At 74.3% G+C, this 22,441-nt stretch carries 2 protein-coding genes; both read right to left on the bottom strand.

From position 1 onward, the window contains the following. Positions 1 to 10,251 (bottom strand): type I polyketide synthase (locus tag C2L58_RS26655; protein WP_103340429.1); only part of this gene is annotated, 10,251 nt, incomplete at its 3' end. Positions 10,252 to 10,284: 33 nt separating this feature from the next. Then, positions 10,285 to 22,441: type I polyketide synthase (locus C2L58_RS26660; RefSeq protein WP_103340430.1), on the bottom strand; the 12,157-nt coding region annotated here is incomplete at its 5' end.

Below are 22,441 nucleotides of genomic sequence, written 5' to 3' on the forward strand. Positions count from 1 at the left end.
CAGCAGCCGCTGCTGCGGGTCCATGGCGAGCGCCTCACGCGGCGAGATGCCGAAGAAGCCCGCGTCGAAGAGGGCCGCCTCGTGCAGGAAGCCGCCGTGGCGCGTGTAGGTCTTGCCCGGGCGTGCCGGGTCGGGATCGTAGATCTTCTCCAGGTCCCAGCCGCGGTCCTCGGGGAAGCCCGACACCGCGTCCCGGCCTTCGGCGACCAGCCGCCAGAGGTCCTCGGGTCCCGCGACCCCGCCGGGCAGGCGGCACGCCATGCCGACGATGGCGATCGGCTCGTCGAGGCCGGCCTTCGCGGTCACCGTCGTCACCGGCACCTCCGCCGCGCCGCCGAGTTCCTCGCGCAGGTGCCGGGCGAGGGCCTGGGGGTTCGGGTGGTCGAAGACCAGCGTCGCGGGCAGCTTCAGCCCGGTGGTGGTCCGCATCCGGTTGCGCAGCTCGACCGCGGTCAGCGAGTCGAAGCCGGCGTCCTTGAACGCCGTGTCGACGCGGACGGCGTTCGCGTCGGCGTGCCCCAGCACGGCCGCGACCTGGGCCCGGACGAGGTCCAGGAGCAGGGTGAGCTGGTCCGCCGGGGTCAGCCCGGCCAGCCGGCCGGTCAGTCCGCTGTCCACAGTGGACGCGCTGTGCGCCTGCTGCCGCCCCGCCTTGACCAGGCTGCGCAGCAGGTGCGGCACGTTCCCGCCGGCGGCGGCGTCGGCGCGCACCCCGCGCAGGTCCAGCTTCGCGGGCACCAGCAGCGACTCGCTCGAGCCGAGGGCGGCGTCGAACAGGTCCATGCCCTCGGCCTGCGTCATGATCTGCAGGCCACCGCGACGGCTCATCCGGGCCCGGGTGGCCTCGTCGGTGCCGGCCGCCATGCCGGTGCTCTGGTCCCACAGGCCCCACGCCAGCGACAGGCCCGGCAGGCCCGCCGCCCGGCGGTTCGCCATCAAGCCGTCGAGGAAGGCGTTCGCCGCGGCGTAACTGCCGCTGCCCGCGCCCATGAACACGGCCGAAACCGAGGAATAGACGACGAAGGCGTCGAGGTCCCGATCGCGGGTGAGTTCGTCGAGGTGCCGCACGGCGTCGACCTTGGGGGCGAACACCCGGGCCAGCCGGTCGCGATCGAGGGTCTCGATGACACCGGCGTCGAGCACACCGGCGGTGTGCACGACGGCGGTCGGCCGGTGCTCGTCGAGCAGCGCGGCCACCTGAGCGCGGTCGGAGACATCGCAGGCCACCACGGAGACGTCCGCGGCCAGTTCGGCGACCAGCTCCGCCACGCCATCGGCGTCCGGGCCTCGACGACTCGCCAGCACCAGCTTCCGCACGCCGTGGCGCTCCACGAGGCGCCGGGCCACCAGGCCGCCCAGCGCACCGGCGCCCGAGATCAGGACCGTCCCGTCCGGGCGGAACACGGCGTCCCCGCTCTGGTCCGCGCGGGCGATGCGGGGCACGAAGTACTTCCCGCCACGCAGGGCGAGCTGGGGCTCGCCGGAGGCGAGGACCGCGCCGAGCGGCACCTCGCCGTCGGTGTCGAGCAGCACGATCCGGTTGGGGTTCTCCGCCTGAGCGGCCCGCACCAGGCCCCACACCGCGGCACCGGCGGGATCGGTCACGTCGCGGACGGCGCCGCGGGTCACCACCACCAGCCGGGCTTCCTCCGCCGCGCCGGCGAGGAACGTCTGCACGACTTCCAGCACCCGGGCAGTCAGGTCCAGGGGCGCCCCGCCGACGGCTTCGACCACCTCGACCCGCTCCGGCACCGCACTGTCCGCAATGGACACTTCGGTCCAGTCGACCCGGTACAGCGAGCCGGCGCGGGCCTGCCCGGCCGAAAGCTCGCGGGCCACCACCGAATCGGCCGTGAGGACCAGGCCGCCGGTTTCGTCCGCCGCCTGGAGGGCACCGCCGGGCACCAGCCGCACCCGCAGGGCCGAGGCGCCCGCAGCGTGCAGGACCAGGCCGTGCCACTCCGCCGGCTGCTCCTCGTCCGTGAGGACCGGACGCACGGCCGCGTCCAGCAGCAAGGGGTGGATGCCGAACGCGCCGGTGTCCTCCGGCACGGTGACCTCCGCGAAGATCTCCTCGCCGCGCCGCCAGCCGCCGTCGGTCCGCTGCGCGCCGGCCGGGGGCCAGGAGGTGAAGTCGAAGGGCTCGTGCGCCGGAGCCGTGGCGGACAGGTGCCCGTCGGCGTTCCGGGTCCAGCGCTCGTCGCCTTCGCGCTGCGAATACACCTCGACCGCGCGCTCGCCGCTCACCACGACCTGCACACGCAAGCCACCGTTTTCGGGCAGCTCCAACGGTGTTTCGACGGTCAGGTCGTCGAGGACCGGGCATCCGGCCTCGTCACCAGCCCGCACGGCCAGCTCGACCAGGGTGGCGCTCGGGACGCCGCCGGCGAGCCACGGGTGCGTCCGCACGGACAGCCGCGAGGTCAGGACCAGGCCGCCGGACTGCGGCAGCGGCAGGACCGCGCCCAGCAGCGGGTGGCCGGCGCCGGCCAGACCCAGGGCAGGCGCGTCGGCCGCGGCGGGCGGGCTGAGCCAGAAGTGCTGGTGGTCGAAGGCGTACGTCGGCAGTTCGACGCGTGCGGGCGGCGCCATCGTGGCCCAGTCGACCGGGACGCCCCGGACGAACAGCTCGGCCATCGACGTCAGCAGCCGTCGCGGGCCGCCGTCCTGCCGCCGCAGCGTTCCGGTGACGACGGCGTCGGTGAGCTCGCTGATCGGCTGCACCAGCACCGGATGGGCGCTGACCTCCACGAACACGCCGTGGCCCTGCTCGATCAGGGCTTCCACGGCCGGGCCGAAGCCGACCTGGTTGCGCAGGTTCCGATACCAGTAACCGCCGTCGACGACCCCGGCATCGGTGATCCACTCGCCGGTGACGGTCGAGTAGAACGGCACCACGGGGGCCTGCGCGCCGATCCCGGCCAGGGTCTCGGCGAGGGTGTCCCGGATGTCCTCGACGTGCCGGGTGTGGGACGCGTAGTCCACCGCCACCCGCCGGCCGCCGAGGACTTCGACGGCCTCGGTGAGCGCTTCGGCGTCCCCGGCGATCACGACCGAGGCCGGGCCGTTGACGGCGGCGATCTCGACGCGGCCCGCCCACGGCGCGAGCCGGGCGGCCACGTCGTCGTGGCCCAGCTGAACCGACGCCATGCCGCCGCGGCCGGACAGCTCCGCCGCGATCGCCCGGCTCCGCAGCGCGACCACCTTGGCGGCGTCCTCGAGGGACAGTGCACCCGACACGCAGGCGGCGGCGATCTCGCCCTGGGAGTGGCCCAGGACCGCGTCCGGCACGACGCCGGCCGAGGCCCAGACGGCGGCCAGCCCCACCATCACCGCGAAACAGGCCGGCTGCAGCACGTCGACCCGATCCAGCTCGCCTTCGCCGCGAAGGACGTCCAGCAGCGACCAGTCGATCCACGGCTCCAACGCGGCCGCGCATTCTCCGATCCGCTCGGCGAACACCGGGGACGCGTCGAGGAGCTCCCGGCCCATGCCCGCCCACTGCGTCCCCTGGCCGGGGAACACCCAGACGGTCTTGCCCGGCATCCCGGCGATACCGGTCACCAGGCCGGTCGCGGTCTCGCCGCGGGCCAGCGCGGTCAGCGCCGTCCGGGCCTCCTCGGCCGTGGCCGCCACGACGACGGCCCGGTCGGTCAGCGTCGCGCGGGTCGACAGCAGGGCACCCGCCACGCGGGTCAGCGAGACGTCGCCTTCGAGGAGCTCCGCCAGCCGTCCCGCCTGGCCCGCGAGGGATCCGGCGCTGCGCGCGGAGACCACGACCGGCACCACGCCGTCGGGCCCGTCCGCCTCGGGAGCGTCGTCGGCGGGCGCCTCTTCGAGGATGAGGTGCGCGTTGGTGCCGCTGATGCCGAACGACGAGACGCCGGCGCGGCGCGGGTGGCCGTTGCGGGCCCACTCACGGCCCTCGGTCAGCAGCTCGACCGCGCCCGCGGACCAGTCCACCTGCTTGGTGGGTTCCTGGACGTGGAGGGTCGGCGGCAGGGCGTCGTGCCGCAGCGCCTGGACCATCTTGATGACCGCGGCGACGCCCGCGGCCGCCTGGGTGTGGCCGATGTTCGACTTCAGCGACCCGAGCCACAGCGGCGTCTCGCGGTTCTTGCCGTAAGTGGCCAGCAGGGCTTGGGCCTCGATCGGGTCGCCCAGCGCGGTGCCGGTGCCGTGCGCCTCGACGACGTCCACTTCGGACGGTTGCAGCCCGGCGGCGGCCAGCGCGCTGCGGATCACCCGCTGCTGCGACGGCCCGTTGGGCGCGGTCAGGCCGTTCGACGCGCCGTCCTGGTTCACCGCGCTGCCGCGCAGCACGGCGAGGACCCGGTGGCCGCGTTCCCGGGCCACCGAGAGCCGTTCGAGGACGACGATGCCGACGCCCTCGGACAGGACGGTCCCGTCCGCGCCGTCCGCGAACGCCTTGACCCGGCCGTCCTCGGCCATGCCGCGCTGCCGCGACATGCCGATGACGCCGATCGGCGAGCCCATCACGGCGACGCCGCCGGCCAGGGCCATCGTGCACTCGCCCTGCCGGAGTGCCTGGGCGGCCAGGTGAATCGCCACCAGGGACGACGAGCACGCCGTGTCCACGGTGACCGCCGGGCCCTCGAACCCGAAGGTGTAGGACACCCGGCCCGAGGCCACGCTGCCCGCGGTGGCCGTCGTGACGAACCCTTCGAGTTCCGCGGGCATGTTGCTCAGGGACTCGAGGTAGTCGTGGATCGAGACGCCGGAGAAGACACCGACGGCGTCACCGCGGGCCTTGGTCGGGTCGATGCCCGCGCGTTCGAGGGCTTCCCAGGAGGCTTCCAGCAGCAGCCGCTGCTGCGGGTCCATGGCCAGGGCTTCGCGCGGCGAGATGCCGAAGAAGGCCGGGTCGAACAGCGCGGCTTCGTGCAGGAAGCCGCCCTGGCGGATGTACGCCGTGCCCGGGCGTTCCGGGTCGGCGTCGAACAGGCGCTCCAGGTCCCAGCCACGGTCTTCGGGGAAGGCCGACATCCCGTCGCGGCCTTCGGCGACCATCCGCCACAGGTCGTCGGGGCTCTTCACCCCGCCCGGCAGGCGGCAGGCCATGCCGACGATGGCGATCGGCTCGCCCGCGTCCACGGCGGCCGCCACCGGCGCGGCGGGCGCGCCCGCGACCGTCTCGCCCAGTTCCTCGCGGAGGTGCCGGGCGAGCGCGACCGGCGTCGGGTAGTCGAAGACGAGCGTGGCGGGCAGCTTGACGCCGGTGGCCGCGCCGAGCCGGTTCCGCAGCTCGACCGCGGTCAGCGAGTCGAAGCCGAGGTCGCTGAACCCGCGGGTGCCCTGGGCCAGCTCGGGCGCGGCGAAGCCGAGCACCGCGGCCGCCTCGGCCCGGATGATGCCGAGCAGGACGGCTTCCTGCTCCTCGACGGGCTTGCCGGCGAGCTGGTGGACCAGCCCGCCGCCACTCGCGGCGGCGGACCGCGCGACACGGCGGCTCGCGCGGACCAGGCCGCGCAGCAGGTGCGGGACCTCCCCACCGCTGCGCAAGGTCTTCAGGTCGAGCTTGATCGGGACCAGCAGGGCCTGCTCGGCCTGCAGACCGATGTCGAAGATGTCGAGGGCTTCGGCGGGCGTCATGGCCAGCACGCCGCCGCGGCTCATCCGGGCCTGGTCGGTGGCGCTGAGGTGGGCGGTCAGGCCGTCGGCCTGCTCCCACAGGCCCCACGCCAGGGACACGCCCGGGAGTCCCGCGGCCCGGCGTGCGGCCATCAGGCCGTCGAGGAAGGCGTTGGCCGCCGCGTAGTTGCCCTGGCCGGCCGAGCCCATCAGCGCGGCCGCGGACGAAAACACGACGAAGGCGTCGAGTTCGCCGGTCAGTTCGTCCAGGTGACGGACCGCATCGACCTTGGGCGCGAACACCTCGGCCAGCCGCTCCCGGGTCAGTGCCCCGATCACGCCGTCGTCCAGCAGGCCCGCCAGGTGGACGATGCCGGTCGGGCGGTGTTCGGCCAGCAGCGCGGCGACCTGATCGCGGTCGGAGACGTCGCAGGCCACCACGGACACATCCGTGCCCTGCTCGGTCAGTTCCGTGAGGAGGTCTTCCGCGGCCACCCCTCGACGACTCGCGAGCACCAGTCGCCGGACGCCGTGCCGGGCGACCAGGTGCCGGGCCACGAGACCACCCAGCGAGCCGGTGCCGCCGGTGAGCAGGACCGTCCCTTCCGGACTGAACACGGCCGGGGTTTCGGGTGCCTCGCCGGTGGCACGGGACAGCCGCGGGACGGAGAAAGCACCACCGCGCACGGCGATCTGCGGCTCGCCACTGCCCAGCACCGCACCCAGCGGGACGTCACCGTCGGTGTCGACCAGGATGATCCGGCCCGGGTTCTCCGCCTGCGCGGCCCGCACCAGGCCCCACACCGCGGCACCCGCCGGGTCGGTCACCTCGCGCACGGCGCCGCGGGTCACCACGACCAGCCGGGCTTCGTCGGCCGCGCCTTCGAGCCAGGTCTGCACGCCTCCCAGCACGCGGCTGGTCAGCTCCAAGGGCGCGTCCTCGCCGAAGGCTTCGAGCACCTCGACGTGGTCCGCGGCCACGCTTTCGGTCGCGGGCAGCTCGACCCAGTCGACCTGGAACAGCGAGTCGCGCTCTTCGCCCGCCGCCGTCTCCAGCTGCCCGGCGGACACCTCGCGGGACACCAGCGAATCCATGGTGACGACCAGGCCGCCGGTCTCGTCGGCGGCCTGGAACGTCAGCGCGTCCGGACCGCCCGGCGCGACCCGCACCCGCAGCGCCGACGCCCCCACGGCGTGCAGGACCAGGCCGTTCCACGCGAACGGCAGCACACTGCGCTCGTCGCCGGGGTTGGCGAAGGCGTTCGTGTGGAGAGCCGCGTCCAGCAGCGCCGGGTGCAACCCGAACTTGCCGGCGTCCTCGCGGTGGTCGTCGGGCAACGCGACCTCGGCGAAGACCTCGTCACCGCGCCGCCAGACCGCCCGCATGCCCTGGAAGGCGCCGCTGTAGGCGTATCCGCGCTCGGTCAGGTCGGCGTAGAAGTTCTCGACGTCGATCGGCTCCGCCCCGGCGGGTGGCCAGAGGGCGAAGTCGAAGCCCCGGCCCGGTTCCCGGGACGTCGACGCGCCGAGGAGACCGGTCGCGTGCCGGGTCCACTCGTCACCGTCTTCCCGCATGGAGAACACGTCGACCGCGCGCGAGCCGGTTTCGTTCGGCCCGCTCACCGCGACCTGCACGCGGACCCCGCCGCGCTCGCCCAGCACCAGCGGCGCCTCGATCACGAGCTCTTCCAGGACGCCGAAGCCGAGTTCGTCGCCCGCGCGCAGGGCGAGGTCGACGTAGACCGTGCCGGGGATCAGCACGACGCCGCCGATCGCGTGCCCGGCCAGCCACGGGTGCGACTGCAGCGACAGCCGCGAGGTGAAGACCAGGCCGTCGGACTGCGGCAGCGGCACGACCGCGCCGAGCAGCGGGTGGCCGGCGCCGGTCAGGCCGAGCGACCCGGCGTCGGTCGCCGAATCGCCCATCCGCAGCCAGTAGTGCTGGTGGTCGAAGGCGTAGGTCGGCAGGTCGGCCTGCCGGAACGGCGGCAGCACCCCGGTCCAGTCCACGGGCACGCCGTGCACGAACAGCTCGGCCGCCGAGGCCAGCAGCCGCCGGAGGCCGCCGTCCTCGCGCCGCAGCGTCCCCGTCACCACGGCTTCGGAGCCGTCGACGAGCTCGTTGATCGGCTGGACCAGCACGGGGTGCGCGCTGACCTCGACGAACACCCGGTGGCCCTGCTCGACCAGCTCGGCCACCGCCGGGCCGAAGCGCACCTGGCGGCGGAGGTTGCGGTACCAGTAGCCGCCGTCCAGCACGCCGGCATCTTCGACCCAGCCGCCGGTCACCGTCGAGTAGAACGGCACTTCCGGGGCCTGCGCACGAATCCCGCCCAGCATCTCGGCCAGTGCGTCGCGGGCGGCTTCGACGTGCCGGGTGTGGGACGCGTAGTCCACCGCCACCCGCCGGATCCGGACACCCTGGTCGTCGAGCGCGTCGAGGGCCTCGTCCAGAGCCTCGGCATCCCCGGCGATCACCACCGACCGGGGCCCGTTGACGGCCGCGACCTCGACGCGGCCCGCCCACGGCTCGATCCGCGCCGCCGCGTCCTCTTCGCTCAACGCGACCGAGGCCATCCCGCCGCGCCCGGCGAGTTCCGCGGCGATCGCCTGGCTGCGCAACGCGACCACCTTCGCCGCGTCCTCCAGGGTCAGCGCCCCGGACACGCACGCGGCGGCGATCTCGCCCTGCGAGTGCCCCACGACGGCCTCGGGCTCGACGCCGAGCGAAGCCCACACGGCCGCGAGCCCGACCATCACGGCGAAACTCGCCGGCTGCACGACGTCGACCCGGTCCAGCAGGCCGGCGTCGCCGCGCAGGACGTCGGTCAGCGACCAGTCGGCCCACCGCCCGAGCGCGGTCTCGCACTCGGCGATCCGCGCGGCGAACACCGGCGAGGCGTCGAGCAGCTCCCGGCCCATCCCGGCCCACTGCGTCCCCTGCCCGGGGAACACCCAGACGACCTTGCCCGGGGCGCCCGAGCCACGGCCCGAGAACACGCCGGGCGCGCTCTCGCCGCGGGCCAGCGCCTGCAGCCCGGCCACGGCTTCTTCGCGGGAACCGGCCACGACCACCGCGCGCTCGCCGAGCATCGCGCGGCCGGACACCAGCGTCCCGGCCATGTCCGCCAGGGGAACGTCGGCGACCTCCGCCAGCCGGCCGGCCTGGGCGGCCAGCGAGGCGGCCGTCGCCGCCGACACGACCAGCGGCACCAAGGACTGTCGTGAGTGGGAAGGAGGGTTAGAACCCGCCTTTTCACTCACGACGTCTTCGGGCGCTTCCTCCAGGATCAGGTGCGCGTTGGTGCCGCTGGCGCCGAACGACGAGATGCCGCCGCGGCGCGGGCGGTCGCCGCGCGGCCACTCCCGCGGCTCGGTCAGCAGCTCGATCGCGCCCGCCGTCCAGTCCACCTGCGGCGTCGGCGCGTCCACGTGCCGGGTCGCCGGCAGCTGCCCGTGCCGCAGTGACTGCACCATCTTGATCACGCCGGCCACGCCGGACGCGCCCTGCGTGTGCCCGACGACGGACTTCACCGAGCCCAGCCACAGCGGCTGCCGCGGGTCGCGGCCCTGGCCGTAGGTGGCCAGCAGCGCCTGGACCTCGATCGGGTCGCCGAGGACGGTGCCGGTGCCGTGGCCTTCCACGGTGTCCACATCGGACGTCGTCAGGCCGGCACCGGCCAGCGCCTTGCGGATGACCCGCTGCTGCGCCGGGCCGTTCGGTGCGGTCAGGCCGTTCGAAGCGCCGTCCTGGTTGACCGCGCTGCCGCGGATGACCGCGAGGACCTGGTGCCCGCGTTCCCGAGCCACCGACAGCCGCTCCAGCAGCACCACGCCGACGCCCTCGGCCCAGCCGGAGCCGTCGGCGGCCGCGGCGTAGGACTTGCAGCGCCCGTCGAAGGCCAGGGCTCGCTGCCGCGCGAAGCCGACGAACCCGCCCGGCGTCGCCATCACGGTCGAGCCGCCGGCCAGGGCCATCGAGCACTCACCACGGCGAAGTGCTTGTGAAGCAAGGTGAATCGCGACCAGCGACGACGAGCACATCGTGTCGACCGTGACGGCGGGGCCTTCGAGGCCGAGCGTGTAGGCGACCCGGCCGGAAGCGACGCCGCCCGCGGTGCCCAGGGCCCGCTCCAGGCTCATGAACCCCTCGAACCCGCTGAGGTCCGGGGCGTAGTCCTGGTGCACGACCCCGGCGTAGACGCCGATGTCGCTGCCCCGCACCGAATGCGGGTCGATCCCGGCGCGTTCCAAAGTCTCCCAGGAGACCTCCAGGAGCTGCCGCTGCTGGGGATCCATGGCCAGCGCCTCGCGCGGCGAGATGCCGAAGAAGCCCGCGTCGAACTGCGCCGCGTCGTGCAGGAAGGCGCCCTCCCGCACGTACGTCGTCCCGGGGTTGTCGGGGTCCGGGTGGTAGAGGCCCTCGACGTCCCAGCCGCGGTCGGCGGGGAAGCCGGTGTAGACGTCGGCGCCTTCCGACACCACCCGCCAGAAGTCCTCCGGGCCGCGGATCCCGCCGGCGTAGCGGCAGGCCATGGAGACGATCGCGATGGGCTCCGCCGCGGCCGCGGCGAGCGCGGCGTTCTCCTGCTGGAGGCGGACGTTCTCCTTCAGCGAGGCGCGCAGTGCGTCAACGATCTGCTCGTTCGGCGCGGACATGTTCTTCCTCCACGATTGGTTCGCCATCGGCGGTCAGCTCGTCTGCCCGAGGGCTCGTTGCACGAGACCGGAGATGTCCAGTGCGTCGATCAGTTCTGCGTCGTCCGAGAGCGGCACGGCGGGTCCGGGGGCCTCCGCCGCTGTGCCCGCGTCGGTGCCGGTGCCGGCCAGGCCGAGCAGCGTGTCCAGCACGCCCGCTTCCTTGAACCGGGCGAACGGCACGGCCGCGAGGACCCGCCGGAGGTCGTCCTCCCGCCCCTCCAGGCCGTCGTCGGCGTCCCGGAGCAGCTCGGCGCGCAGGTAACCGACCAGCGCCTCCGGGGTCGGGTAGTCGAAGATCAGCGTCGCCGGCAGCCGCAGCCCGGTGGCCGCGTGCAGGCTGTTGCGGAGGTTGACCGCGGCCAGGGAGTCGAAGCCGACCTCCTGGAACGCCTGCCGCGGGCCGATGCCTTCGGCGCCGCTGTGGCCGAGCACCGTCGAGGCGTGCCCGCGGACCAGCTTCAGCAGGATGCGGTGCTGCTCGGCGTCCGGGACCGCCCGCAGGGAGTCCGCGAGCGACGACGCGGTGCCGCCGTCTTCGCCGTCGTCCTGCGTCGCCTGGAGGATCGCCTTGGCCTCGGGCAGATCGGCGAACAGCGGGCTGGGGCGGACCGAGGTGAACGCCGGGATGAAGGCGGCCCAGTCCATGTCGGCCACCGCCACGGCCTTCTCGTTGCCCGCGACCGCCTGCACCATCGCGGTGACCGCCAGCGGCGGCGCCATGGGCAGCACGCCGCGGCGGCGCAGCTGGGCGAGCGCGGCCTCGTCCATGCCGATGCCGATCTGGTCCAGGGCGCCCCAGGCGATCGACGTCGCCTTCAGGCCGCGGGCCCGGCGCCATTCGACCAGGGCGTCGAGGACGGCGTTCGCCGCACCTGCCGGGCCCTGGCCACCGCCGCCCCAGATGCCCGCGATCGAGGAGAACACGACGAACGCGTCCAGCGGGGTGTCCTCGAACAGCTGGTCCAGCCACACCGCGGTGGTCACCTTGGCGGTGAACACCTCGGCGAGGTCGGCCACGCCGGTGTCGTCGACGGAGCTGGTCTGCGCGATGTCGGCGGCGTGCACCACCGCGGTGACCGGGTGCTCCGGGTCCGCCACCAGCCGCGCGATCGTGTCCCGGTCGGTGTCGGCGCAGAACTCGACCGTGGTGCCGAACCCGGCCAGCTCGGCCCGCAGTTCTTCGACGCCGTCGGTGCCGGTGACGATGAGCCGATCGGCGCCGGACCGCGCGAGCCAGACCGAGGCGTGCCTGCCCAGCCCTTCGGCCCCGCCGGTCACCAGGACCGTGCCGCGGGGTTCCCACCGGCTCGCCGCGGACTCCGGCACGGGCTTGCGGACCAGCCGCCTGCTGTAGACGCCCGACCGCCGGACGGCGAGCTGGTCTTCCCCGCCGGCGCCGTTCAGCACACCGAGCAGGGCCTGAGCCGTGCGGGCGTCGATCGCGGCGGGCAGGTCGGCCAGGCCGCCCCACCGGTCGAGGCGCTCCAGGGCGACGGCGCGGCCGAGGCCCCACACAGCCGCTTGGGCCGGTGCGGTCACGGCGTCCTGGATGCCGATGTTCACCGCGCCGGAGGTGAGGCACCACAGCGGCGCGGACGTGTCGGTGTCGCCCAGGGCCTGGACCAGCGCGAGCGTCGACGCGGTGATCTCGGTCGCGTCCGCGGGGCCGCCGTCGAGCGCGAGCAGCGACAGCACCCCGCTGAGGTCGTGCTCCGCCAGGACACCCCGCAGCCGCTCGGCCAGCTGCTCCCGCGAAGGCTCTTCGATCTCCAGCCGCACGACGTCGAGTCCCTGGCCGGTCAGCTCGTTCAGCAGCGTGTCGGTGGTACCGGCCGGGACGACGGCCAGCCAGCGGCCGCCCGGCACGCCGGTGGCTTCGCGCTCCAGCGGCTGCCAAATGACCTGGTAGCGCAGCTTCTCCGCGGTCGAGCGCTCGCGGCGCCGGTCGCGCCACCCGGCCAGCACCGGGACGACGGTGCCGAGCGCCCCGCGCTGCTCCGGCACCAGGTCGAGCAGCTCGGCCAGGCTGTCCACATCGGACTGTTCGACGGCGGTCCAGAACTCGGCGTCCACGCCTTCGGCGGCTTCGGCGGTCTCGGCTTCGTGCAGCCAGAAGTGCCGTCGGTCGAAGGCGTACGTCGGCAGGTCGACCCAGGCGGCCGCGGGTACGGCCGCCGTCCAGTCCACGGCCACGCCGCGGACGTAGAGCTCGGCCGCCGACGCCAGCAGGCGGCGGAGGCCGCCGTCTTCCCGGCGCAGCGACCCGGTCACCACGGCGTCGTCGCCGATCTCGCTCAGCGGCTGGACCAGCACCGGGTGGGCACTGATTTCCACGAACACCGTGTGCCCCCGCCCGGCCAGGTCCGCCACCGCGGGGCCGAACCGCACCTGCTGCCGCAGGTTCCGGTACCAGTAGCCCCCGTCGACGACGGCGTCTTCGATCCACGTGCCGAGGACGGTGGAGTAGAACGGGATTCCGGGCGCCTGCGCGGTGATGCCGTCCAGGGCCTTGTCCAGGGTTTCGGCGATGGCCTCGACGTGCCGGGTGTGCGAGGCGTAGTCCACCGCGACCCGCCGGACCCGCACGCCGTCGCCGGAGAGGGCTTCGAGGACCTCGTCGAGCGCCTCCGCGTCTCCCGCGACGACGACCGAGGACGGGCTGTTGACCGCGGCCACCTCGACCCGGTCCGCCCACGGCGCCAGCCGCGCGACAGCGTCTGCTTCGCTCAGCGCGACCGAGGCCATCCCGCCGCGCCCGGCCAGTTCCGCGGCGATCGCCTGGCTGCGCAACGCGACCACCTTCGCCGCGTCCGCCAGCGACAACGCGCCGGACACGCACGCGGCGGCGATCTCACCCTGGGAGTGACCCAGCACCGCGTCCGGAACCACACCGAGGGAAGTCCACACCGCGGCGAGGCCGACCATCATCGCGAAGCTCGCGGGCTGCACCACGTCGACGCGGTCCAGCAGGTCGGCGTCGCCGCGCAGGACGTCGAGCAGCGACCAGCCGGTCCACGGCTCCAGCGCGGCGGCGCACTCCTCGATCCGCTCGGCGAACACCGGCGAAGAGCCGAGCAGTTCCCGGCCCATGCCGAGCCATTGCGAGCCCTGGCCGGGGAACACCCAGACGACCTTGCCCGGCTTGCCCGCGGTCCCGGTCACGACGCCGGGCGCGTTCTCGCCGCGGGCCAGCGCCCGCAACCCGGCCTGGGCTTCGCCGGCCGAGCCCGCGATGACGACCGCGCGCTCGTTCAGCGTCGCGCGGCCCGACACCAGCGCCCCGGCCACACCGGCCGGCGACTCGTACTCGAGGACCGCGGCCAGCCGGCCGGCCTGCCCGGCCAGGGAACCGGTGCTGTGCGCGGACACCACCAGCGGCACCACAACCGGTCGTGAGTGGAAACGCGGGTTAGAACCCTCCTTTTCACTCACGAGGTCTTCGGCAGGGGGCTCCTCGATGATCAGGTGGGCGTTCGTGCCGCTGGCCCCGAAGGAGGACACGCCGGCCCGGCGCGGACGCCCGGTGCGCGGCCAGTCCCGGGCCTCGGTGAGGACCTCGATCGCGCCCGCGGACCAGTCCACCTGGCTGGTGCGCTCGTCGACGTGCAGGGTGGCCGGCATGACGCCGTGGCGCATGGCCATGACCATCTTGATCACGCCGACGACCCCGGCGGCGGCCTGCGTGTGCCCGACGTTCGACTTCAGCGACCCCAGGTACAGCGGCTGTTCCCGCTCCTGGCCGTAGGTGGCCAGCAGCGCCTGGACCTCGATCGGGTCGCCCAGCGCGGTCCCGGTCCCGTGTCCCTCCACGACGTCCACATCGGACGGTGCCAGGCCGGCGCTCGCCAGCGCGCCGCGGATCACCCGCTGCTGCGACGGCCCGTTCGGGGCGGTCAGGCCGTTCGACGCGCCGTCCTGGTTCACCGCGCTGCCGCGCAGGACCGCCAGGACCCGGTGGCCGCGTTCGCGCGCCACCGAAAGCCGTTCGAGGACGACGACACCGACGCCCTCGGCCCAGCCGGTGCCGTCCGCGCCTTCCGCATAGGCCTTGCACCGGCCGTCCGCGGACAGGCCGCGCTGGCGCGAAAACTCCAGGAAGGCGTCCGGGCTGGCCATCACGGTCGCACCGCCGGCCAGGGCCATCGAGCACTCGCCCTGCCGCAGGGCCTGCGCCGCGAGGTGCATCGCCACCAGCGACGACGAACACGCCGTGTCCACGGTGACCGCCGGTCCCTCGAAGCCGAACACGTAGGCCACCCGGCCCGACGCGACACTCGAAGCCGTGCCGGTCATCGTGTAGCCCTGGACGTCTTCGGGCACTTCGCGCAGCCGCGTCACGTAGTCGTGGTGGACGATCCCGGTGAAGACGCCGACGTCGCTGCCCCGCGCGGACAGCGGGTCGACACCCGCTCGTTCCAGGGCCTCCCACGACGTCTCCAGCAGCAGCCGCTGCTGCGGGTCCATCGCGAGGGCTTCGCGGGGCGAGATGCCGAAGAGCCCGGCGTCGAACTGGGCCGCGTCGTGCAGGAAGCCGCCCGAACGCGTGTAGCTCGTCCCGGCGTGAGCGGGGTCCGGGTGGTACAGGCCGTCGAGGTCCCAGCCGCGGTCGACGGGGAAGCCGGACACCGCGTCCCGCCCTTCCGCGACGAGGTTCCACAGCTCTTCGGGGCTGTCGGCGCCGCCCGGCAGCCGGGTGCTCATGCCGACGATCGCGATCGGCTCGCCGGAGACGTCCCGCGTCACCGGCGCCGGCGCGGCCGGGCGTTCGCCGGAGAGTTCGGCCCGCAGGTGCTCGGCGAGGACGGCCGGGTTCGGGTAGTCGAAGATCAGCGTGCTGGGCAGCTCCACGCCGGTGAAGTCGCGCAGGCGGTTGCGCAGCTTGATCGCGCCGAGGGAGTCGAACCCGTGGTCCTTGAAGGACCGGTCGAGGTCGAACGCGTCCGCCTCCCGGTGCCCGAGCACCACCGCGGCGCTCTCGCGGACCAGCTCCAGGATGTCCGGCACCGGCCGGTCCACGGTCGGCTCCGCCGGTGGCGGGGTGACGCTGACCGGCGCCGGCTCGTCGACGTCGACCCAGAACCGCTGGTGCTGGAACGCGTAGGTGGGCAGGACGGTCCCGACCGCCGTGGCCGGTTCGCCGAGCACGGCCGTCCAGTCCACGGCCACGCCCCGCACGTGGAGTTCCGCGAGCGCGGTGAGGACGTCGGAGACCTCGGCGCTGTTCTTGCGCAGCGTGGCGACGCAGCTCTGCTCCGAGCCACCGAGCGTGCCGAGCGCCATCGCGGCGAGCGCGCCGCCTGGGCCGAGCTCGAGGAACGTCGACGCGCCCTGGGCGTCCAGCGCGGTGACGGCGTCGCTGAACCGCACGGCGTTGCGCACCTGGCCGACCCAGTACCCGGGGCTGTCGAGCGGGGCGAGTTCCCCGGTGAGCGTCGAGACGACGGGCAGCGAACCGGCCCGGTACGTCAGGCGCTCGGCGACCGCGCGGAACTCGTCGAGCATCGGCTCCACGAGCGGCGAGTGGAAGGCGTGGCTGACCGCCAGCCGCCGCGTCTTGCGCCCGCGGCCCGCCAGTTCGGCCGCGACGGCGAGCACGGCTTCTTCGGCCCCCGAAAGCACCACCGAGTCCGGGCCGTTGACCGCGGCGACGCAGACGGCGGCACCGAGCAGGGGGGCGACCTCGTCTTCGGTGGCCTGGACGGCGACCATCGCGCCGCCACCGGGCAGGGCCTGCATCAGCCGGCCGCGTGCGGCGACCAGTTCGCCCGCCTCGGCCAGGTCCAGCACGCCGGACACGTGCGCGGCGGCGAGCTCGCCGATCGAGTGGCCGGCGAGGAGGTCCGGCCGCACGCCCCAGGACTCGAAGAGCCGGAACAACGCGGTCTCCAGGGCGAACAGCGCGCCCTGGGTGTACATGGTCTGGTCGAGCAGGGCGCTGTCCTCGAACACGACCTCGCGCAGCGGACGCTCGCCCAGGTGCGCGTCCACGGCGGCGCACGCGGCCTCGAAGGCGTCGCGGAAGGCCGGGAACGTCCCGGCGAGTTCGCGGCCCATCCCGGCCCACTGGCTGCCCTGGCCGGTGAAGAGGAACGCCAGCTTGCCGTCGACCGGCGTGCCGGTCACGACACCGGGCCCGAAGGCGGCGAGGTCGTCGCGGAGCTGTTCCCGGTCGGAGGCGAGGACGACGGCCCGGTGGTCGAGCTGAGCCCGTGTGGTGGCGAGCGCGTGGGCGGTGTCGGCGACCCGGACGTCGGGTCGCTCGCCGAGGAATCCCGCGAGCCGCGCGGCCTGGTCGCGCAGGGCCGCCGCCGTCCGCGCGGAGACGAGCACCGGCACGAGGTAGTCGGCGGCCTCGGGCCGGGGCGTGGTGCTCGGTGCGGGGACCTCTTCCAGGACGACGTGCGCGTTGGTGCCGCCGATGCCGAAGGACGACACGCCCGCCCGGCGCGGCTGGCCGTTGCCCGGCCAGTCCCGTGCCCCGGTCAGCAGCTCGACCGCCCCCGCCGACCAGTCCACGTGGGACGACGGCCGGTCGACGTGCAGCGTCTTGGGCAGGACGCCGTGCCGCATGGCCATCACCATCTTGATCACGCCCGCGACCCCCGCCGCGGCCTGCGTGTGCCCGAGGTTCGACTTCACCGAGCCGAGCCAGAGCGGCGTCTCGCGGTCCTGGCCGTAGGTGGCCAGCAGCGCCTCGGCCTCGATCGGGTCGCCCAGGGTGGTCCCGGTACCGTGGGCCTCCACCGCGTCGACGTCCGATGTGGACAGTCCGGCGGCGGCCAGTGCCTTGCGGATCACCCGCTGCTGGGACGGCCCGTTCGGGGCGGTCAGGCCGTTCGACGCGCCGTCGGAGTTGACCGCCGAGCCGCGGACCACGGCCAGGACCTGGTGCCCCCGGCGCCGGGCCTCGGACAGCCGCTCCACCAGCAGCAGCCCGACGCCCTCGGACCAGCCGGTGCCGTCCGCGCCGTCGGCGAACGCCTTGCACCGGCCGTCGGGGGCCAGCCCGCGCTGCCGCGAGAACTCGACGAACGTCTCGACGGTGCCCATCACCATCACGCCGCCCGCGAGCGCCATGGAGCACTCGCCGCGCTGCAGCGCCTGCACCGCCATGTGCAGCGCGACCAGCGAAGAAGAGCACGCCGTGTCGACCGTGACGGCCGGGCCTTCGACGCCGAAGTGGTAGGCGACGCGGCCGGAGAGCACGCTCGCCGAACCGCCGGTGAGCCGGAAGCCCTCGACGCCGGCGGCCCGGTGCATCCGCATGCTGTAGTCGTGGCTGTTGACGCCGGCGAAGACGCCGATGTCCTGCCCGGCCAGCGTGGTCGGGTCGATCGCGGCCCGTTCGAACAGCTCCCAGGACGTCTCCAGCAGCAGCCGCTGCTGCGGGTCCATGGCGAGCGCCTCGTTGGGCGAGATGCCGAAGAAGGCGGCGTCGAACCCGGCGGCGTCGTCGAGGAAGGCGCCGTGCCGGACGTACGTGGTGCCTTCGTGGTCGGGGTCTTCGTGGTAGACCCGGTCGGTGTCCCAGCCGCGATCGGCGGGGAACTCGGTGACGGCGTCGGCGCCGTCGGCGACCAGCCGCCACAGGTCCTCGGGGCTGTGCACGCCACCGGGGAAGCGGCACGCCATCGCCACGATCGCGATCGGCTCCTCGGCCGCGGCGGTCCCGATCTCGGCCGGCCGGGTCGCTGCCGCACCGAAGAGCTTGGTGCGCAGGTGTTCCGCGAGCGCCGGGGGCTTCGGGTAGTCGAAGATCATCGCCGGGGACAGGGTCAGCCCGGTCGCGGCGGCCAGGCGGTTCCGCAGCTCGACCGCGGTCAGCGAGTCGAAGCCGGCGTCCTTGAACGTCCGTCCCGTGTGGACGGAGTCGACGCCGGGGTGGCCGAGCACCTCGGCGGCGTGCCGCCGGACCAGCTCCAGCAGGGCTCCGGCCTGCTCGGTCTCGCCGAGTCCGGCGAGGTGTTCGGTGAGCGACGCCGTCTTGGCCGCCGTCCGGCGCGGCAGCGGGGCCAGGCCGCGCAGCAGCGGCGGCACCGGGCCACCGGCCTTCGCCGTCGCCCGCAATGCGGCGACATCGAAGTTGGCCGCCACCAGGGCTCCCCCGGTGCCGATGGCCGCGTCCAGCAGCGCCAGGCCCTCGTCGGCGGCGATGCCGGACATGCCGATCCGCTGGTTGCGCCGCAGGTCGGCGGCCCCGAGGTGTTCGGTCATCCCGCTGACCGTCGACCAGTAGCCCCAGGCGATGGACACCGCGGGCAGGCCGAGGCTGTTCCGCTTGCGCGCCAACGCATCCAGCTCGGCGTTGGCGGCGGCGTACCCGGCCTGGCCGGGGTTGCCCAGGACGCCCGCGGCCGAGGAGAACAGCACGAAGGCGGCGAGGTCGGCGTCCCGGGTGAGCTCGTCCAGGAGCCGGGCGGCGTCCGCCTTCGGCCGCCGCACGGTGGCGACCCGATCGGGGGTCAGCTCGGTGACGACGCCGTCGTCCAGGACGCCGGCGGTGTGCACGACGGCGGTGAGCGGGTGCTCGGCCGGGATCGTCCGCAGGACGGCCTCGAGCTGCGTCCGGTCCGCCGCGTCGCAGGCGGCGATGGTGACGGACGCGCCCAGCGCGGTCAGCTCTTCCTGCAGCTCGGGTGCTTCGCCGCGGCGGCTGATCAGGACCAGGTGCCGGACACCGTGCGCGGTCACGAGGTGCCGGGCGGTCAGCGCGCCGAGCGTGCCGGTGCCGCCGGTGATCAAGACGGTGCCCTCGGTGTCCAGCGGGCGCGCGTCGTGCTTTGCGTCCACCCGAGCGAGCCGCGGCACCGAGGCGACGCCGTTGCGCACCCGCACCTGCGGTTCGCCGCTCGCCACCACGGCGGGCAGCACGGCGTGGTCGTCGAGGTCGGCCAGGACGATCCGGCCGGGGTGCTCGGACTGCGCCGAGCGCACCAAGCCCCAGACCGCGGCCGCGCCGGGCTCGGTGCAGTCTCCGGTGACGACGGCCAGCCGGGTTTCCGCGGGCTCCGCCAGCCACGCCTGGATCGCCGCCAGCGTCGCCTCGACCGACGTGGCTTCGTACCGCACGAAGTCCGCGGCATCGGCGGTGGGCAGCGGGATTTCCGGCCAGTCGACGCGGAAGAGCGCGTCGACGGTCCCCTGCTCCGGGGTGAACGGCGTGCCGCGCACGGATTCGACGGTCAGCACGGGCTGCCCCGCCGGGTCGGTCAGCCGCAGGCCGGTCGCCGTCGGTGTCACCGTAACGGCCGTGGCCCCGGAAGCCAGCAGGGACACCCCGGTCCACACCGACGGGAGCAGGTCGTCGCCGACGACCGTGCGGACGGCGGCGTCCAGCAGCGCGGGGTGGATCCCGTACCGGTCCGCGTCGCGCAGGCCGTCCACGGTGACGTCGGTGGCGTCTCCCGCCGCCGCCGGATCAGTCATCTCGGCGGCGGCGGGAGCGAGTGTGCCGTGGGCGTGCCGCGTCCACGGTTCGTCCGCCTCACGGGAAAAGACCTCGATCGGCCGCCGCCGCTGCTCGCCGGGTTCGCCGACGAGCAGCTGGACGTCTCGGCCACCGCGTGGCGGCAGCACCACGGGCGCGTCGACGGTCAGTTCGGCGAGGAAGGGTGTGGCGGCCAGGTCGCCGAGCCGGATGGCCGCCTCGACCAGCGCCGCGTTCGGGACCGGCCCGTCGGCGGCCCAGGGCTGCGCCCGGCGCGTCCAGCGGGCCACGGCGGTGAGGCGGTCCGAACCCGGCGTGCTGACGATCGTGCCCAGCAGCGGGTCTCCGGCCGGCGCGGGCTCGGCGGGCTCGAGCCAGTAGTGCCGGCGGTCGAAGGCGTAGGTCGGCAGGTCCACCCACCCGGACGCGGGCACCATCGCCGCCCAGTCCACGTCGATGCCGCGGACGAACAGCTCGCCCATCGAGGTCAGCAACCGCCGCAGGCCACCGTCTTCACGCCGCAACGTCCCGACCGCGTCCCCGGTGAGCTCGCTCAAGGGCTGGACCAGCACCGGGTGCGCACTGACCTCGACGAACACCGTGTGGCCCTGCTCGATCAGGGCCGTCGCGGCCGTCCCGAACCGGACCTGGTTGCGCAGGTTCCGGTACCAGTAGCCGCCGTCCAGCACATCCGCGTCGCGCACCCACCCACTCGTGACGGTGGAGTAGAACGGCACGGTCGGCGCCTGCGCACTGATCCCGGCCAAGGTTTCGGCAAGAGTGTCGCGGATGTCCTCGACGTGCCGGGTGTGCGAGGCGTAGTCCACCGCCACCCGCCGAACCCGGATGCCTTCCCCGGACAGGATTTCCAGGGTCGCGTCGAGGGCCTGAGCATCCCCGGCGACCACCACCGACGACGGGCCGTTGACGGCGGCGACCTCGACCCCGTCCGCCAGCCGCGACACGACCTCGGCTTCGCCCAACGCGACCGAGGCCATCCCGCCGCGGCCGGACAGCTCCGCCGCGATCGCCTGGCTGCGCAGCGCCACCACCTTCGCCGCGTCCTCCAGCGACAAGGCGCCCGACACGCACGCGGCCGCGATCTCGCCCTGCGAGTGGCCGACGACGGCGTCCGGGCGCACACCCGCGGACTCCCACACCGCGGCCAGCCCGACCATCACCGCGAAACAGGCCGGCTGCAGCACGTCGACCCGATCCAGGTCGCCATCGCCCCGCAGGACGTCGATGAGCGACCAGTCGATCCACGGCTCCAGCGCGGCCGCGCACCCGGCGATCCGCTCGGCGAACACCGGGGACTCGTCCAGCAGCTCACGACCCATTCCGGCCCACTGCGTCCCCTGCCCCGGGAACACCCACACGACCTTGCCCGGTGTCCCCGGACCGGCCGTGTTCAGCGCCCGCAGCCCGGTCACGGCTTCCTCGCGCGAACCGGCCACGACGACCGCGCGTTCGGCCAGCACCGCGCGCCGCGAAACCAGCGCCCCGGCCACCTCGGCCAGCGAGACGTCCCCTTCGAGGAGGGACGCCAGCCGCCCGGCCTGCCCGGACAGCGACTCCGTACTCCGCGCCGACACCACCAGCGGCACCACAGCCGGTCGTGAGTGGTAAAGCGGGTTAGAACCCTCTTTTTCACTCACGAGGTCTTCGGCGGGCGGCTCCTCCAGGATCAGGTGCGCGTTGGTCCCGCTGACGCCGAACGACGACACCCCGGCCCGGCGCGGACGGCCGGTCCGCGGCCACGCGCGGGCCTCGGTCAGCAACTCGACCGCGCCCGCCGACCAGTCCACCTCGGAAGCCGGCTTGTCGACATGCAGCGTCGGCGGCAGCACCTCGTGCCGGAGCGCCTGCACCATCTTGATCACGCCGGCGACACCCGCGGCCGCCTGCGCGTGGCCGATGTTCGATTTCAGCGAGCCCAGGTACAACGGCCGCTCGCGCTCCTGGCCGTAGGTCGCCAGCAGCGCCTGCGCCTCGATCGGGTCACCGAGGGTCGTCCCGGTCCCGTGCGCCTCGACGACGTCCACATCGGACGGTGCCAGCCCGGCCCCGGCCAGCGCGCGGCGGATCACCCGCTGCTGCGCCAGGCCGTTCGGCGCGGTGAGGCCGTTGGAAGCCCCGTCCTGGTTGACCGCGCTGCCGCGCAGCACGGCCAGCACCCGGTGGCCCCGCTCCCGTGCCACCGACAGCCGCTCCAGGACGACGACGCCGACGCCTTCGGACCAGCCGGTCCCGTCGGCCGCCGACGCGAACGCCTTGCACCGCCCGTCGGGCGCCAGGGCCCGCTGGCGGGAGAACTCCACGAACGAACCCGGCGTCGCCATCACGGTGACCCCGCCGGCGAGCGCCATCGAGCACTCGCCCTGCCGCAGGGCCTGCGCGGCCAGGTGCATCGCCACCAGCGACGACGAACACGCCGTGTCGACGGTGACCGCCGGGCCTTCCAGGCCCAGCACGTAGGAGACGCGGCCGGACGCCACGCTCGACGCGACCCCGGTGGTGACGAACCCTTCGAGCTCCGGGGCGACCGCGCCGGAGCCGTAGCCCTGGCCCATCAGGCCGGAGAAAACCCCGGTGTTGGTGCCCTTCAGCGCCACCGGGTCGATCCCGGCGTGTTCGAGGGCCTCCCACGACGTCTCCAGCAGCAGCCGCTGCTGCGGGTCCATGGCGAGCGCCTCACGCGGCGAGATGCCGAAGAAGCCC

Source organism: Amycolatopsis sp. CA-126428 (genome assembly GCF_002904335.1).
In the GTDB taxonomy this organism is placed as follows: domain Bacteria; phylum Actinomycetota; class Actinomycetes; order Mycobacteriales; family Pseudonocardiaceae; genus Amycolatopsis.